At 68.6% G+C, this 16,563-nt stretch carries 15 protein-coding genes and 1 tRNA gene; 4 read left to right on the forward strand and 12 right to left on the reverse strand.

Going from position 1 to position 16,563, the window contains the following annotated elements; translation table 11 throughout:
* The first annotated feature begins 144 nt into the window (after window positions 1–144).
* Window positions 145–471: a thioredoxin gene (gene trxA / locus IM632_RS04460; protein ID WP_110448960.1), complete on the forward strand. Its 327-nt coding sequence runs from the start codon at window positions 145–147 to the stop codon at window positions 469–471.
* Between the two features lie 174 nt (window positions 472–645).
* Window positions 646–2,673 carry a TonB-dependent receptor gene (locus tag IM632_RS04465; protein ID WP_296481417.1) on the forward strand — a complete coding sequence of 676 codons (2,028 nt, stop codon included), beginning with the start codon at window positions 646–648 and terminating at the stop codon, window positions 2,671–2,673.
* Window positions 2,674–2,713: 40 nt separating this feature from the next.
* Here IM632_RS04465 and IM632_RS04470 read toward each other — a convergent pair whose 3' ends face one another.
* From IM632_RS04470 to aroA, 10 genes are all read right to left on the reverse strand, one after another.
* Window positions 2,714–4,033 (reverse strand): folylpolyglutamate synthase/dihydrofolate synthase family protein, encoded by a 1,320-nt coding sequence (locus IM632_RS04470; protein WP_296481412.1) that lies wholly within the window; start codon window positions 4,031–4,033, stop codon window positions 2,714–2,716.
* Between the two features lie 15 nt (window positions 4,034–4,048).
* Entirely contained in the window at window positions 4,049–4,975 is a 927-nt protein-coding gene (gene accD / locus IM632_RS04475) for an acetyl-CoA carboxylase, carboxyltransferase subunit beta (protein WP_296552049.1), read from the reverse strand.
* Between the two features lie 7 nt (window positions 4,976–4,982).
* On the reverse strand, window positions 4,983–5,816 hold the full coding sequence (gene trpA, locus IM632_RS04480) for a tryptophan synthase subunit alpha (protein ID WP_296481407.1): 834 nt from the start codon (window positions 5,814–5,816) through the stop codon (window positions 4,983–4,985).
* Window positions 5,813–7,033 (reverse strand): tryptophan synthase subunit beta, encoded by a 1,221-nt coding sequence (trpB, locus tag IM632_RS04485; protein ID WP_296481404.1) that lies wholly within the window; start codon window positions 7,031–7,033, stop codon window positions 5,813–5,815. Before trpB ends, trpA begins: the two co-directional genes overlap by 4 nt.
* Before the next feature lies 1 nt (window position 7,034).
* A complete protein-coding gene (locus IM632_RS04490) occupies window positions 7,035–7,691 on the reverse strand; it encodes a phosphoribosylanthranilate isomerase (RefSeq protein WP_296481402.1) in 657 nt (218 codons plus the stop codon).
* 45 nt (window positions 7,692–7,736) lie between these two features.
* Entirely contained in the window at window positions 7,737–8,150 is a 414-nt protein-coding gene (gene mscL, locus IM632_RS04495; protein ID WP_296481400.1) for a large-conductance mechanosensitive channel protein MscL, read from the reverse strand.
* Window positions 8,151–8,193: 43 nt separating this feature from the next.
* Window positions 8,194–8,478, reverse strand: coding sequence for an integration host factor subunit beta (locus IM632_RS04500; RefSeq protein WP_296481399.1), 285 nt, complete (start codon window positions 8,476–8,478; stop codon window positions 8,194–8,196).
* A gap of 192 nt (window positions 8,479–8,670) precedes the next feature.
* Window positions 8,671–10,380: a 30S ribosomal protein S1 gene (gene rpsA / locus IM632_RS04505; RefSeq protein ID WP_296481395.1), complete on the reverse strand. Its 1,710-nt coding sequence runs from the start codon at window positions 10,378–10,380 to the stop codon at window positions 8,671–8,673.
* Window positions 10,381–10,539: 159 nt separating this feature from the next.
* Complete coding sequence (cmk, locus tag IM632_RS04510; RefSeq protein WP_296481393.1) at window positions 10,540–11,184, reverse strand: (d)CMP kinase; 645 nt, start codon at window positions 11,182–11,184, stop codon at window positions 10,540–10,542.
* Entirely contained in the window at window positions 11,181–12,518 is a 1,338-nt protein-coding gene (gene aroA / locus IM632_RS04515; RefSeq protein WP_296498490.1) for a 3-phosphoshikimate 1-carboxyvinyltransferase, read from the reverse strand. Before aroA ends, cmk begins: the two co-directional genes overlap by 4 nt.
* 128 nt (window positions 12,519–12,646) lie before the next feature.
* On the opposite strand from aroA, the gene IM632_RS04520 reads away from it, so the two are divergent.
* Together IM632_RS04520 and IM632_RS04525 are read left to right on the forward strand one after the other, a co-directional pair.
* Window positions 12,647–13,111, forward strand: coding sequence for a TIGR02300 family protein (locus IM632_RS04520; RefSeq protein ID WP_296481387.1), 465 nt, complete (start codon window positions 12,647–12,649; stop codon window positions 13,109–13,111).
* A gap of 125 nt (window positions 13,112–13,236) precedes the next feature.
* Window positions 13,237–13,312: transfer RNA gene (locus IM632_RS04525), tRNA-Ala, on the forward strand.
* 65 nt (window positions 13,313–13,377) lie between these two features.
* On the opposite strand, the gene IM632_RS04530 is transcribed toward IM632_RS04525, so the two are convergent.
* Together IM632_RS04530 and IM632_RS04535 are read right to left on the reverse strand one after the other, a co-directional pair.
* Window positions 13,378–14,646: a TIGR04372 family glycosyltransferase gene (locus IM632_RS04530; protein ID WP_296481385.1), complete on the reverse strand. Its 1,269-nt coding sequence runs from the start codon at window positions 14,644–14,646 to the stop codon at window positions 13,378–13,380.
* A gap of 163 nt (window positions 14,647–14,809) precedes the next feature.
* Window positions 14,810–16,432, reverse strand: coding sequence for a glycosyltransferase family 4 protein (locus tag IM632_RS04535; RefSeq protein WP_296498489.1), 1,623 nt, complete (start codon window positions 16,430–16,432; stop codon window positions 14,810–14,812).
* Between the last annotated feature and the right edge of the window lie 131 nt (window positions 16,433–16,563).

The raw sequence follows: 16,563 nt of genomic DNA on the forward strand, positions 1-16,563 counted from the left end.
CTGCTCCGCGAGGCCCTGGACCGCCTCTACCGGGCGGCCTGATCGCTGGCCTTGCGCATCAGGGGAGTTGATCCCGGCGCGGAGTGCGCCATATCAACACCTCCCGTCCGGCCTTGTCCGGACCCGCGAATCGAGGAGCCCCGCATGGGTACTGTCGCCGTCACAGACGAGTCCTTCGAAGCCGACGTCCTGAAGTCCGGCAAGCCCGTGCTGGTGGACTTCTGGGCGGAATGGTGCGGCCCCTGCAAGCAGATCGCCCCGGCCCTGGAGCAGATCGCCGCGGAGCTGGGCGAGCAGGTCACCGTGGCCAAGCTGAACATCGAGGACTCTCCGAACACCCCCAGCCGCTACGGCGTTCGCGGCATCCCGACCATGATGCTGTTCAAGGACGGTCAGATGACGGCCATGAAGGTCGGCGCCATGCCCAAGCAGAAGATCGTCGACTGGCTGAACGAGTCCGGCGTCGGCTGAGCGGTCCGCCTAGACGCCGGGGATCCGGGCAGGGTCTTTCCGCTCAGGCGAGACGGCGGCGAGGTGACCACGCAACCTGAAACCGGAGGCTCCGGGCTCCGCCTCCGGGACATCCGTCCCTTACGCCCAATCCTCGGCAGGAAGTCAGTCTTGATGGTTCATGGGCTCTGCGCCTTGGCGTCCGCCGCGATCGTCCTCAACCTCGCCGTCTCGGGGGTCGGGCGCGCTGCGGAGCCCATGCAGGTGACGACCTATCCCCGGGAGTTCTTCGACGGCTTTGCGCCCAGCACCGCGCTCGACATGGTTGCACGGGTTCCGGGCTTCACCCTCGATCAGGGTGAAGCCCGTCGCGGGTTTGGGGACACCGGTGGCAATGTCCTGATCAACGGGGCGAGGCCCGGATCCAAGGCGGGAGGACCGCGGGACGCGCTGGCGAGAATCCCGGCCTCTGCCGTCGTGCGGATCGATCTGGTCACCAATCCCACGACCAGTGAGGCCTCCGGCCAGACCGTGATCGTGAACCTGATCCTCCGGGAGACCAGCCTTTCAGGCTCCTGGGGCGTCTCGGTCTCCAGTAACCGCGAAGGGGATATCCGCCCCTACATGGAGGCCAGCCTGTCGGGCCCGGTCGGCGGATGGCGGGCCTCCGGAAGAGTGCAGTTCGACGCCTGGAGAGATCCATCCGACGGCGTCCGCAGGCGGACCGGACCCGCGGGTGAACCTGACCTGTTCGAACAGGAGTCCCGCCTTGCGGACGAGGTGGAGATAACGCTCTCCGGCGATGCCCGTCGGGAGGCCTTTGGCGGCGAGCTCGTACTCAACGGACGGGTGGAGGGAGAGGACTCCAACACCCGGTTCAGCGGACCCGGATTCCTCGGTCGCGCTCCTGCGGGGCTGGCGGACCAGTTCCGCGGCGTCTCCTTCGCGGAGGACGTTGTCGAGGCCGAGTTCGGTGGAGAGTGGACGAGACAGTTTCCGAACGCCTGGTCCTTCAAGGTCCTCAGCCTCGCCAGCTGGCGACACGAGGCGGCGGCCAGCAGCAGCCGGATCGAGACTCCTCCCGGGATCGCAGCTTCAGAGACCACCGCGAATTCGCAGCGCACGCTGATCGAGTGGGTCGGTCGGGGGACCGCTTCGGTGGATCTCGGCGGCCGTCTTCGCCCTGAGTTCGGGGCTGAGGCGGCCTTCAACCGTCTGGACTCGGCTCTGGCCTTCGCAAGCCGCAACGCCTCCGGCGAGCTGACCCCGATCCTCCTCCCGGCCGCAAACATCGTGGTGGACGAGCAGCGCGCCGAAGCCTTTGTCAACCTCGCCTACGATGTGGCGCCCCGATGGACGCTGGACGCGAGGGCGGCGACGGAGTGGTCCGAGATCTCCGTGACCGGCGACGCCCGAAACCGGCAGCGGCTGACATTCTTCAAGCCGGCCCTGTCCCTGGCGTGGCGCCCGAACCCCAACGCCACCCTGGACATTGGCCTGCGCCGGACCGTCGGACAGCTGGATTTCGACGCCTTCGCCGCCTCCACCGAGGTCGGGATCGACCGCTCCCTGGGGGGCAATGCGCAGTTGAGACCGCAGACCGAGACGCGCGCGAGCCTCGATCTCGACTTCCGGGGACGCGAGGGCCTGGCCCTGAACGCCGGGATCTTCCACGAGTGGCGCGAGGATGTCCTGGAGCCCGTCATCCTTCCAGGCGGGGACTTCGGTCTGGGCAACGCCGATCGCGCCCGGGTCTGGGGGGCGACCGTCGGAGCCTCCGCATCCCTGTCCTGGCTGGCTCCCGGATTGCGCCTGGATGCGCGCGGGGAGTGGCGGGACTCCGTGTTCGAGGACCCTCTCTCGGGCCAGTCCCGACCTCTGACGGCCCTCATCCCCTGGACCTACTCGGTCGAGCTGCGCCAGGACCTTCCCGCACACAAGCTGTCGTGGAGCATCCAGGTGGACGGACAGGACGCCGAGGTCGACTATTTCGTTCCGGAAGTGAACGTCTTCGAGATCGATCCTGAGGTTCGCATGTCCGTCGAGAGCAGCCATTTCGGGGCCCTCAAGCTGAGGTTCACCGTCTACAATCCCCTTGGCCGGCGATACACCAACGAACGGACCTTCTTCGCACCGACGCGGGCGGCGGCGATCACGGGGCGGGAGTACAGGCGGTGGGAAGAGGGCCGGTATTTCTGGTTCACTGTGAAAAACGCCTTCTGACCCGGCTCGAAGCGCCGGCGCCTTCCTGGCGATACGCGGTCTAACTCGGCCAGGTCTCCGGGCTCAGGGCCAGAACCTCGCCGGCGAAGTGAAGGCCGCCGCAGATCACCACCCGGGGCGCCGGCCCCTCGCCCCCGAGGGCCAGAGCCACGGCGTCGCTGACATCCGGCGCGGTCTCCACCGTCAGTCCCTCCGCCCTCGCCGCCTCGGCCAGGGCCTCCGGCGAGAGCGCGGTGGGCGAATCGAAGGTGGTGGCCACGACCTTCAGCGGCTGGTCCCGGAAGGCGGCGAAGAAGCCCCTCGGATCCTTCCGCGCGAACTGGCCCACGACCAGGACCAGGGGGCGTCCGTCCCGGGCGCCCATCTCGGCGCAGGTGCGGGCGAGGGCCTCCGCGCCGTGCGGGTTGTGGGCGCCGTCGAGCCAGAGGTCCGATCCCCGGGCGGCGGCCAGCCGGCCCAGGGGGCCGTCCTTCAGGCGCTGGAAACGGCCCGGCCAGTCCGCCGCCGCCGCCCCGGCTCCGAGGGCCTCGTCAGTGATCCGCGGATCGCCCAGGGCCCGGAGGGCCAGGGCCGCCAGGCCGGCGTTGTCGAACTGGTGCGGCCCCGGCAGGGCCGGCGGGGGCAGGTCGAGCAGGCCATCCGGCGTCTGGACCATCAACCGACCCCTTTCGCTCCAGATGTCCGCATCCCGGCCCACCAGGGTCAGGGGCGCCCCGAGGGACTCCGCCTCCGCCAGAATCACCGCCAGGGCCTCGTCCCGCTGCCTGGCGCAGACCACGGGCCGTCCCGCCTTGATGATGCCCGCCTTCTCCCAGGCGATCTTGGAAAGCTCCGGGCCCAGCATCTCCAGATGGTCGTAGTCCACCGGGGTGATCACCGAGACGGCGGGGGAGGGAAAGATGTTGGTGGCGTCGAAGCGACCGCCCAGGCCGACCTCGATGAGGCAAAGATCGGCCGGGGTCTCGGCGAAGGCCGTGAAGGCCAGGACGGTGGTGATCTCGAAGAAGCTGATCGGCTCGCCGGCGTTGGTGGCCTCGAGGCGATCGGTGAGCGCATCGAGGGCCTCGTCGGTGATCAGCCGCCCGGCGATGCGGATACGCTCGGCGAACCGCACCAGGTGCGGCGAGGTCAGAACATGGACCGACAGGCCCGCCGCCTCCGCCATAGCCCTCAGAAAGGCGGTAGTGGATCCCTTGCCATTCGTCCCGGCCACGTGAATCACCGGCGGCAGGCGCAGGTCCGGGCGCCCGAGGGCCTCAAGCAGTCGCTCGACCCGGCCCGTCGTGAGGTCGATGAGAGAGGGATGGTTCGCCCTCAGGCGCTGGATGACGGCGTCCGAGGCCCGGATCGAATCGTACATGGTCCCGGACGGTGACTAGGCCGCCCGGGCCTTGGCGCGCCCCAGCATCAGCGTCTTGAGCACCGAAGCCAGGACGTCCGGCAGTTCCGAGCGTGCGGCGACGAGATCGACCATGCCGCGCTCAACGAGGAACTCGGCGCGCTGGAAGCCTGGCGGCAGGACCTCGCGGATGGTCTGCTCGATGACCCGACGCCCTGAGAAGGCGATCATGGCGTTGGGCTCGGCGATGTGGATGTCGCCCAGCATGGCGTAGGAGGCCGAGACCCCGCCGGTGGTCGGGTCGGTCAACACCACGATATAGGGCAGTCCCGCCGCCTTGACCTCGTTGAGGGCCAGGGTGGTGCGGGCCATCTGCATGAGGGAGAGGGTCCCCTCCTGCATGCGGGCCCCACCCGAGGCGGTGAAGATGACGAGGGGGACCTTGCGGCGGACGGCCTCCTCGGCGGCCTTGATGAAGGCCTCGCCGGCGCCCATGCCGAGGGAGCCGCCCATGAAATTGAAGTCCTGGACGACGACCACCGCAGGCTCGCCGCGGATGCTCCCGAATCCGATTGCCATGGAGTCCTGCTCGCCGGTCGCCTTGCGGGCGGCCTTAAGGCGGTCGGCGTAGGGCTTCTCGTCGGGGAACTTCAGCGGATCATCCACGACGACAGGCGAGGGAATGCGCTCAAACCGGCCGTCGTCGAAGGTGTAGCGCAGGCGCTGGGCCGCCCCGATCCGCATATGGCTGCCCGACGGCGTGACCCAGAGGGCGGCCTCGAGGTCCGGGCGATAAAGCATTTCGCCGGTATCGGGACACTTGACCCAGAGATTGTCGGGGGTCTCTCGCTTGGCGACCAGGTTGCGGACCCCGGGCGCAATCTTGGCCAGCCAGCCGCCGCGCTCACGGGGGGGCTGGGCGGGCTTTCCGGATTTCTCGTCCCTCTGGTCCGCCATCGCCATACTGCGCCTATGCCCCGCGACCCGGCGTCCTCGCCGTGCGGACAGACTTAGCCAGCGCCGCGACTTTTGTAAGCACCCGGGCGGTCACGTCTTCGTTTGCGGCCAGGGCGTCGGCCACCTCGTCGACCAGGGCCGAGCCGACGACGACGGCGTCGGAGATCCGGGCGACCTCGGCGGCCCTCTCCTCCGTGCGGACCCCGAAGCCGACGGCGACCGGCAGGCCGGAAGCGGCGCGGACCCGCTCGACATTGGGCGCCACGGCGCCGGCGTCAGCCTCCTTCACGCCGGTCACGCCGGCGACAGAGACATAGTAGACGAAGCCCGAGGTCCGCCGGACGACCACCGGCAGGCGGCGGTCATCGGTGGTGGGTGTGGCCAGGCGGATAAGGGACAGGTCGTGGGCGTCCAGGGCGTCGGCGAGGGGATCCGCCTCCTCCGGCGGGATGTCCACGACGATCAGCCCGTCCACGCCCGCCTCGGCGGCGGCGCGGGCGAAGGCGGCGTAGCCGGGCGTCTCGAGGGGGTTGGCGTAGCCCATCAGGATGACCGGGGTTTCGGCGTCCTTGCGACGGAAGGCGGCGACCAGGTCGAGGGTCTTCTGCAGGGTCATGCCGTGGGCCAGGGCCCGCTGGGCGGCGCGCTGGATGGGCGGCCCCTCGGCCATGGGATCGGAGAAGGGAAAGCCCACCTCGATCAGGTCGGCGCCTGCGGCCGGCAGGCCTTCGAGGATGGCGAGGGCGGTCTCCGGGTCCGGGTCGCCAGCCATGACGTAGGTGATAAAGCCAGCCCTGCCCTCGGCGCGCAGGCGCGCAAAGCGGGCGTCGATCCGTGAGCGGCTCAAATCGTACGCCCCAGGGCCTGTGCAACCGTGTTGACGTCCTTGTCGCCCCGGCCCGAAAGGTTGACCACGACGATCCCGTCAGGACCCAGCCCGGCGCAGATCTCCGGCAGGCGGGCCAGGGCGTGGCTGGTCTCCAGGGCCGGGATGATCCCCTCCAGCTCGGCGCACAGCTGGAAGGCGTCCAGGGCCTCGCGGTCGGTGCAGGTCATGTACTCGGCCCGGCCGACGTCATGGAGGAAGGCGTGCTCGGGGCCGATCCCGGGATAGTCGAGCCCGGCCGAGATGGAGTGGGCCTCGGTGATCTGGCCGACCATGTCCTGGATGAGGTAGGTGCGGTTGCCATGCAGGACCCCGGGCCGGCCGCCGTTGATGGCCGCCGCGTGCCGGTCGGTGTCCATGCCGTCGCCCGAGGCCTCGACCCCGATCAGACGGACGCCTTCGTCGTTGAGAAAGGGATGGAACATGCCGATGGCGTTCGAGCCGCCGCCCACGCAGGCCACGACCGCATCGGGAAGACGGCCCTCGATCTCGAGGATCTGCTCGCGGGTCTCGCGGCCGATCACCGCCTGGAACTCGCGGACCATCTCGGGATAGGGGTGCGGCCCCGCCGCCGAGCCGATCAGGTAGTAGGTGTCGTGGACATTGGTGACCCAGTCGCGCAGGGCCTCGTTCATGGCGTCCTTGAGGGTGGCGGAACCCGAGGTCACGGGCTCGACCCGGGCCCCCAGCAGGTTCATCCGGAACACGTTGGGCTTTTGCCGCTCGACGTCGACGGCGCCCATGTAGACCACGCAGGGCAGGCCGAAGCGGGCGCAGACCGTGGCGGTGGCCACGCCATGCTGGCCGGCCCCGGTTTCGGCGATGATGCGCGTCTTGCCCATCCGCATGGCCAGCAGGATCTGGCCCATGCAGTTATTGATCTTGTGCGCGCCGGTGTGGTTCAGCTCCTCACGCTTCAGATAGACCTTGGCCCCGCCGAACCGTCGGGTCAGGCGCTCGGCGAAGTAGAGCGGGCTGGGCCGGCCGACATAGTGCTTGAGGTAGCCGTCGAGCTCGCCGCGGAAGGCCGGGTCCGCGATGGCGGCGCGGAAGGCGGCCTCAAGCTCGTGCACCAAGGGCATGAGGGTTTCCGGGACATACCGGCCGCCATAGTCGCCGAAGCGACCGGAGGCGTCAGGGTAGGCGGAATAGTCGTTGAGCGGTGCGATCTGGTTCACGTCAGGCCTGTGGTCGGGCTCGGCGAACAGCGTCGAGGAAGGCCGAGATCAGAGAGGGGTCCTTTAGTCCGGGACCGCGCTCCACGCCAGAGGAAACGTCCGCCATCGGGGCCCCGGAAACCTCGAGGGCCTCGGCCACGTTCCAGGGGTCGAGGCCGCCGGCGAGGAACCAGGGGCGAGCGGGGCGGAAGTCCCTCACAAGCGTCCAGTCAAAGGCCACGCCAAGGCCGCCGGTCAGGGTCGCACCCTTGGGCGGGCGGGCGTCGAGGAGCAGGTGATCGGCGACCTCCGACCAGTCCAATGCGACGGCGAGGTCCGCGGGCTCGCCCACCGGAAGGGCGCGGATCACGCCTGCGCCGGTCCGGGCCGCAACCTCCGCTCCTCGGGACGGCGGTTCGGCGCCGTGGAGCTGGATGAAGTCAGGATCGAGGGTGCGGGCGATCCGGTCGACCAGACCATCATCGGCGTCGACCGTGATGGCGCAGATCCGGACCCCCGCCGCCCGGGCGGGCGCCGCCAGCCTCGCGGCGGCCTCCGGTTCCACGAACCGGGGGCTTGGAGGATAGAAGTTGAAGCCCAGGAAGCCGGCGCCTCCGGCCACAGCAGCCTCAACGCCGTCGGGGGTCGCAAGTCCGCAGATCTTGGCGGGAAGGCGCATGGCCGCCATTAGGGGCAGGAGGCCTTCGACTTCAAGGGGCGAGGATCAGCGGCCGGACTTCAGGAGGTCTCGGATTTCGCCGAGGAGGGTCTCCTCCGCCGAAGGGGCAGGCGGCGGCGGCGCCTCTGCAGCCTGGGCCCGGCGCAGGGCGTTGACGCCCTTGACCAGAAGGAAGACCACCCAGGCGACGATCAGGAACTGGATAAGGGTGTTGAGGAGGGCGCCATACTGGATGGCGACCATCTCATCGATCCTGGTGGCGGGATTGTCAGCCTTCAGGACCCAGTTCATCTGCGAGAAATCGACCCCGCTCAACAGCAGGCCGACGGGCGGCATGACCACGTCCTCGACAAGCGACGTAACGATCTTGCCGAACGCGCCGCCGATGATGACGCCGACTGCGAGGTCGACGACATTGCCGCGGGCGATGAACTCGCGGAACTCGCCCAGTATGGTCATGAATTCCCCCCCTGGATGTCTGGGCGCGGCCTGTCGCCGCAGATCAGTCGTCGGCGTTGAGCCGGACCCTCAGTTCCTTGCCGCTCTTGAAGAAGGGCACGTGCTTGGCCCGTACGGACACCGACTCTCCGGTCCGCGGATTGCGGCCCGACCGGGCGCCTCGGGACCGGACGGAGAAGGCGCCGAATCCCCGGAGCTCCACCCGGCCCCCGCCTTCCAGGGCCTGGATCATACGGTCGAGGATGACCGAAACGACGCGCTCGATGTCCTTCTGGGTAAGGTGAGGGTTCTCTTCCGCCAGCCTGGCGATGAGTTCGGACTTGATCATGTCCCTTGCCACCCTGGCGTCTGGCCGCCGGATCCCGCGCCGGCGCCCGCCCACTTCAGCGCAAATCCCTTTGGCGTCAAGCCCTTGGACAAGAACTGATCGCAAACAAGAACGGCGGACCCGTCGCCCGGTCCGCCGTGGAATGTCGCGGCGCCCCCGAAGGGACGCCGCAGGGTCATCGGGCTGGAAGGCTTAGTCCTTCTGGGCCTTCTCACGAAGGGCTGCGCCCAGGATGTCGCCCAAGGAGGCGCCGGAGTCCGAAGATCCGAACTTCTCGATGGCTTCCTTCTCCTCGACCATCTCCAGGGCCTTGATGGACAGGGAGACCCGGCGGGCCGCCTTATCGACCAGGGTGATCTGGGCGTCGACGCGGTCTCCCACAGCGAAGCGCTCGGGGCGCTGGTCGGCGCGGTCGCGGGACAGGTCGGACTTTCGGATAAAGGCCGACATGGGCGCGTCGTCCTCACCGAAGCGGACCTCGATGCCGCCGGAGGTGACCTCGGTGACGGTGACGGTCACGGTCTGCCCCTTGCGGAAGACATCGCCAGACATCGGATCGCCCGCGAGCTGCTTGATGCCCAGGGAGATGCGCTCCTTCTCGACATCGACATCCAGCACCCGCGCCTTGACCATCTCGCCCTTGTGGTAGCGGGTGATGGCTTCCTCGCCGGGTACGTTCCAGTCGATATCCGACAGGTGCACCATGCCGTCGATATCGTTGTCCAGGCCCAGGAACAGACCGAACTCGGTCGCGTTCTTGACCTCGCCCTCGACCGTGGAGCCGACGGGATGCGCAGCCAGGAAGGCCTCCCAGGGGTTGTCCATGGCCTGCTTGAGGCCGAGGGACACCCGGCGCTTGGACGGGTCGACGTCGAGCACGACCACATCGACTTCCTGGGAGGTCGAGACGATCTTGCCGGGGTGGACGTTCTTCTTGGTCCAGGACATTTCCGAGACGTGGACCAGGCCCTCGACGCCGGCTTCCAGCTCCACAAAGGCGCCGTAGTCGGTGATGTTGGTGATCCGGCCGGTCAGGCGGGCGCCCACGGGATACTTGGCCTCGACGCCATCCCAGGGGTCGGACTGAAGCTGCTTCATGCCCAGAGAGATGCGCTGGGTGTCAGGATTGATCTTGACGATCTGGACCCGGACCGTGTCGCCCACGGCCAGCACCTGGCTGGGGTGGTTGACGCGCTTCCAGCTCATGTCGGTAACGTGCAGCAGGCCGTCGATGCCGCCTAGGTCCACAAAGGCGCCGTAGTCGGTGATGTTCTTGACCACGCCTTCGCGGATCTCGCCTTCCTGCAGCTGGCCGACGAGTTCGGTGCGCTGTTCGGCGCGCGCCTCTTCAAGGATGGCGCGGCGGGAGACGACGATGTTGCCCCGCGGGCGGTCCATCTTGAGGATGGCGAAGGGCTGCTCCTTGCCCATCAGCGGGCCGACGTCGCGAACCGGCCGGATGTCCACCTGGGAGCCCGGCAAGAAGGCCGAGGCGCCGCCCAGATCGACGGTGAAGCCGCCCTTCACGCGGCCGACGATGGCGCCCATGACGGGCTCGTTGCGGGCGTGGACGCCTTCCAGACGGGTCCAGGCTTCCTCGCGGCGGGCCTTCTCGCGGCTGATGACCGCCTCACCCAGGGCGTTCTCCACGCGCTCGAGGAAGACCTCGACGGTGTCGCCGACGGCCAGCTGAGGCTTGCCCTCGTCTCCGGCGCCGAATTCCTTGATGGAGACGCGGCCCTCGGTCTTGAGGCCCACGTCTATGATCGCAAAGTCCTTCTCTAGGCCCACGATCGTCCCCTTGACCACCTGGCCCTCCATGAAGTCGCGTCCGCCAAGGGACTCGTTCAGAAGGGTCGCGAAATCGTCGCGGGAAGGGTTCAGGCCAGCATCATCTGCCATGGTGTTCTTTCATCAGTCGGTATGACCCGGGCCTGCGCCGCCGGCCAGGCGGACGGGCTCCCGGAGTCGGGTTGGGGGTGAAACCGAAGGCGCGGTATCCCGCGCCGGTGGATGCCCGCGGCTTGAGAGGAAAGGACGCGATGGGATTTGCCTTCCGGGTCAGGCCCGGCCGGCGCGCGCCGCCTCGACAATGCGGCGGGCCGCATCGGCGGCGTGGTCTATAGTCATTTCGGACGTATCCAGCAAGACCGCGTCCGGTGCCCTGGCCATGGGGGCGTCGGCGCGGCCGCCGTCCCGGGCGTCCCGCTGGCGGATGTCCCCGAGCACGTCCGCGAGGCTGACGGACTCGCCCTGGGCGGTCAGCTGGCGCCAACGGCGTTCGGCGCGGACCTCCGGACGGGCGGTGACGAAGATCTTGGCCGGGGCCCAGGGGGCGATCACCGTGCCGATGTCGCGCCCGTCCAGCACCGCCCCGCCCGGACGGCGGGCGAAGCCGACCTGTGCGGCGTTGAGCGCGGCGCGCACTCCCGGATGGATCGCCACACGGCTGGCCAGCTCGCCGGCCTCGCGGGTCCGGAAGGCCGGGTCATCCAGGGCCATCAGGTCGATCGCCCCGGCGACCCGGGCGACGGCCTCGGAATCGTCCGGATCGATCCCCGCCCGGGAGGCGGCGACGCCCACCGCCCGGTAGAGGAGACCCGTGTCGAGCACGGGAAGCCCATAGGCCCGCCCCAGGCGGGCCGCGACCGTCCCCTTGCCGGAGGCGGCCGGACCGTCGACGGCGATCACAAGGTCCGCGTTCACGCTGCGGAGATGTCTGCGCCGAGGCCGCGCATCATGTCCACGAACCCCGGAAAACTGGTGGCGATCATGCCGGGCTCATCGACACAGACCTGCGAGTCCGCCGCCATCCCCAACACGAGGTGGGACATAGCGATCCGGTGGTCCCCCCGGGTGACAACGTCGGCGCCGCCGACGGGCGGGCGGTTGGCGCCGGCGCCGGTGACCAGCAGGCCCTCGGGTTCCTCCGCGACGGCGAGGCCGCAGGCGGAGAGGCCCGCAGACATCAGGGCGATCCGGTCGCTCTCCTTGACCCGCATTTCACCGATGCCCCGCATGCGGGTGACGCCCTCGGCGAAGGCCGCCGCGACCGCCAGGATGGGGTATTCATCAATCATCGACGGCGCGCGCTCCGGCGGTACGTCAACGCCCCTTAGGGCTGAGTGGCGGGCGGTGACGTCGCCGACCGGCTCTCCCCCCTCGTCCCTTTCGTTCGTGATGACGAGTTCCGCCCCCATCTCCCGGAGAGTGATCAGAAGACCTGTCCGCAGCGGATTGAGAAGGACGCCCTCCACCGTCACTTCGGAGCCCGGCGTGACGAGGGCCGCCACCAGGGGGAAGGCTGCCGAAGAGGGATCGCCAGGAACGCGGATCGTTGTCCCGCAAAGGGACTGCCCCCCGGCCAGGGTGATCCGCCGGCCCTCGGGCAGGTCCGCAACCCCTACCTGGGCGCCGAAGCCGCGCAGCATCCGCTCGGTATGGTCCCGGGTCGGCTCGGGCTCGATCACCACTGTGTCGCCCCGGGCGTTGAGGCCGGCCAGCAGGACGGCGGACTTGACCTGGGCGGAGGGCTCGGGAAGCCGGTATTCGATCGCCTGGAGGCCCCCGCCGCGCAGGGTCAGCGGTAACCGGCCGCCGGAGCGGTGCAGGAAGCGGGCGCCCATTTCGGCCAGGGGCTTCATCACCCGGTTCATGGGACGGCTGCGCAGGGACCCATCGCCGGTGAAGGTGGCGGCGAGATCAAAGCCGGACGCCGCACCCAGAATGAGCCGGACACCGGTGCCTGCATTGCCGCAGTCGATGACGTCGGCGGGTTCTGACAAGCCGCCGCGCCCGACGACGCGCCACCGGCCGCCGCCAAGGGCGTCCACTTCGGCCCCGAAGGCGCGCATGGCCGCCGCCGAGCGCAGGACATCCTCACCCTCCAGAAGGCCCTCCACCTCTGTGACGCCGTGCGCCAGGGCGCCGAAGATCAGGGCGCGGTGCGAGATCGACTTGTCGCCAGGGGCCCGGACCCGGCCCCGCAGGGGCCCGCCGCGGCGGGCGCACAGGGCGGTCGTCTGACCATTGGAGGACATGACGAGGATAAACTCCGACGGGAGGCGGAACGGGTCAGGCGCACCTGAAGGGCTTTGCTTTTGACAGTGGCGCCGCCGCATGGCAAGGGAGCCGGCCTTCAATCCCAACCTGACCAGAGGCCCGCCCATTGGCCCTTCCTGAACTTGGCGCAAAGCAGATCTGCCCCAACTGCCAGGCGAGATTCTACGACCTGAACCGTCGGCCGGCGCACTGTCCCAAGTGCGGCCACGACTTTGATCCTGACGAGGCTGTCCGCACCCGGCGCGTTCGCGCCCGCGCCGCCCCTGCGGGCCGCGATATCGAGGACGAGGCCGAAGATCAGGTCCTCGACGCCGGCGTCGAGGCCGAGGAGGAGGAAGAGGACGAGGCTGTCACTCCGGAACTCGACGCCGCCGTGGACGATCCGGTCCTGGTGGTCGACGACGAGGACGGCGAGGTCATCGCCCCGCCCGAGGACGACCTGGCCGCCTTCCAGGAGGAGGACGACCTGGACGACGAGGACGCCGGCGTCCCCTTCCTCGAGGACGAGGAGGATGACTTCGATGACGCCGACCTCGACGGGCTGCCCGGCGAGGGCGGACCGGATGACTAGGGTGCAGGCCGGTTCGGGCGGCGGCGATTTTTCCCCCTTGGCGGGCTTGATCGCCGCGATCCGCCGGACTAGGTTCCGCGCCTTCCCGGACAGGCCTTTTGGCTGGGACGGGGACCCGAGACCTCGGGGCTATAGCTCAGTTGGTAGAGCGCTTGAATGGCATTCAAGAGGTCAGCGGTTCGACTCCGCTTAGCTCCACCATAAGCCCCCCGCCGCAAAACGGCGGGGGGTTTTCCCGTTCCGGAGGGGTGCGGGGCGGTGAGGGCCTATGTTCCGACGACGGGATCGGCGTCTTCCAGCAGGCCTATCAAGGCGGGATCCGTCTCCAGTTCACGCCAGTGTACGTGGGAGACGAAGCCTCCGGCCTTTGGATGGCCCACGCCCGTAAAACCCACCTTGGCCGCCTGGCGCATGGACCAGACCAGGTTCAGCACCTCGTCCCGCGCACGATCGGGCGCCAGGTCCCAGACCCCCGCACGGCGGGCCAGATACTCCTGGACCGTCAGGAGGATCTCCTCGGAGGTGTTTTCGACAAGGTCGATCCCGTCCCGCTCGTACTCTTCGGCGGTATGCCTGACCTGCCGAAAGAGGATGTCCAGAAGACTGAACCTGTGCCCGTCCGCCCTGGAGACATTGGTCTTGAACAGGACCAACATCAGCGGGTCGGTTTCTTCATCATGCACCCACCTGCCGATGAATGCGCCCGGCTCGTTGGTGATGATCGCATCCTTGCCCATGATCGCGGCCAGCGAATAGGGACCCGAAGTCTGCCCGATATAGAGGCTGCAGTAGGCGATCAGGCAGGCGTCTTCCCCATCTACGAAGCTAGGTGACCGCGCCAGGTCCAAGAGGTCCGGAGAGGCGCAGTCCACCGGCGTCATCGTGGCGTCGCCGATACGGACGACGAAGAAACCCCTGGCCATCAGGAAGTTTATGGCCTCGACATAGTTGGAGATCGAGGCGTTCCTGAAGTCATGGTAGCCGGCGTGCAACCAGCCGGATTCGCGGACGTGCACGACAGCAATCGGCTTGTCGGCGGGGATTCCGTACTTGGCGTAGAGATCCGACCTGCGATCTTCGAAGTAGGAGGGCTTGATGAGGTTCGGAAGCGAGCCCGCATGCCCGACCGCATGCTGGTAGAAGATACCGTAGAGGAGACCATGGCCCTTGATCACGGTCTTGCCGAAAAAATCGATCTCGGGGATCTGGAAGGCGTCGATGTAGACGGCGAACATCTCTCCGCCGTCCAGGTCGGATGCCCTGCAGAGGGTGAATCCGGCCCTTGACAGGGTCTGCACGGCAAACTCCGAACAGGGCGGGCTGCAGAGGACCACCAGGATCCGTTCCGGCGGCACGCGGTACAGCCAGGAGACGAACACCGGGTCCTGCCAGAGATGGCCGAATCGTCCGGTAATGTCGTGCAGGAAGATCAGGTCGAAGGTCTTGTTCTCCTGAGTTTCCAGGCGGCGGACAGCCCTTCGGAACGGACCAAACCTGTCCCGGAACTCCTGGAACATCTGCAGCATTGAATTCATGGGCTGTACCCGCCTGAGCCGGACCTTTCCCGATTGGAAGAGGCCAGACCCCGGCGATCCTGATTCGGCGGGGTGTCGGGGATCAAAGGCTATCCCTCGCCCCACGACCCGACAAGGTGAAGCGGGGCGCTTCCGCCCTTCCGCAAGCGATGGAAATCCGACATCACGCCGGCGGGCTGAGCTCCACGAGGCCCAGTTTCGCCAGCCAGAGAAGGGCGCGGAGTCTGTTGCGGCCGCCGCCGCCCGCCGCCGCCAGCAGGTCGCCGACCGTGCGGGGACCGGCCTGGGCGAGCCGGTGGATCTGGCGGATCATGTCCGGCGGCATGCGGACCGGGTCGAGGACATATGAAGTCATTCGAAGGCGCAGGAGGTCCTCAAGCGCCGACTCGCCGCCCGCGGGCGCGCTGACGGACCAGTCTCCCCCGAGGCGCCGGGTCGGGAAATGCCCGAAGACGCGTGCAGGATCGGGTCTCAGCGGCCAGGTGGACGAAGGGGCTGAAGCCCCTGATCTCAGCCGGTTCAGTTCAGCCGCAAGGGCCCCATAGCGCATCAGGATGACGGGCCAGTCGTACTCTGCGAGGGCGCGGGCGCGACCCGAAGCCCCCATGCGAGCGCGCAGGTCCGGGCTGTCCGCCAGCTCGCCGATCCGCTGGGCCAGGACGGGCAGATCTGCAGCCGTGGCCATGCTGTACTGGCCGATGAAGCGATCGTAGGTATCGATCTGCAGGGCATGGCGCAGGGCCAGATCGATGGCGGCGCCGTCCGGCGGGGCGGTGACCGGAATCCGGAAACCGTCCTGACCGTCGCGCACCGTGTCACGATAGCCGTTCCAGTCCGAGACAAGAACCGGCAGGCCCGAGGCCATGGCCTCGACCGGCGTAATCCCGAAGGTCTCCTGGATGTTGTCCGAGATGGAAACGAAGACGTCGGCCGCGCACCAGGCCCGACGATAGGCGACCACGTCACCCCCCTCCGCGTGCAGGAACCGCACGGAGGGCGCCAGGGCCCTCTGGGCGTCCCGATAGGATTCGGCGATCGCCTCGTTGTGGAACTGCCCCGCCTCGATGCAGACAAGGCGCCGGCCGGCGGCGGCGCGCTCCAGGGCCAGGTAGACGGGAGCGGGATTGGCCTTGGCGTGGAAGGACAGGCGCCCCGCGAACAGGAAGACCACCTCCTCGGGCGCCAGGTCGAGGTCCCTCCGCGCCGCGGCGATGTCCTCAGGCGGGCGCGCCTGGGCGGCGACATCCACCCCGAGGGGAATCACGGGCAGCTCGATTTCCGAGAACCGGGTCGCGCCGTAATGCTCGGCCAGCCAGGCCCGGCGTTCGGACATGAGGGCTCGGACAAGGGTGACCGCCGCGGTGGAGGTGCAGATCAGGGCGTCCCAGGGCTGGAAGGGCGCGCCGGCGAGGTCGCCCAGACTGTCCATGGCCCCCAGGGAGGACAGGGTATGGGTGACGCCGAACAGGCTGTAGGCCCCTGGGCCCTCCCGGTTCCGGTCATGCGCCAGGGCCACAGGGATGGGACCGGGATGGTAGAGCGCCCCGGGAAAAGCCGGGGGCGGCGCCGTCGATCCCTGCTCGCGCCAGACCAGCCGGCCGGCGAAGCCCTCTCGCTTCAGCTGCTCCATCATCGCGCCCGATACGCCCCGGCCAAAGCCATAGACATCGACATCGGACCATTCTCGGGCGATCGCGCGAAACAGGGACTTGCCGACGGCCTGCCGGCCCATCAGCTTGGCGTCCGTCGAATAGCCGTCTCCCACATAGTGGATGGCGAAGGGCATGGATGCTGTCATGTCGCCTTGGTGCGACGTCGCGGGGCGGGGCGCAAGCCCGACGCATCCTTCCGGCCGCCCATATTGAAAGCCCGGCGCGGACGCGCCACATGAAGGGGGAGGCGGTGCGGGCCGGAACC

Origin of the sequence: Phenylobacterium sp. (genome assembly GCF_020402505.1) — a bacterium.
Lineage (GTDB): Bacteria > Pseudomonadota > Alphaproteobacteria > Caulobacterales > Caulobacteraceae > Phenylobacterium.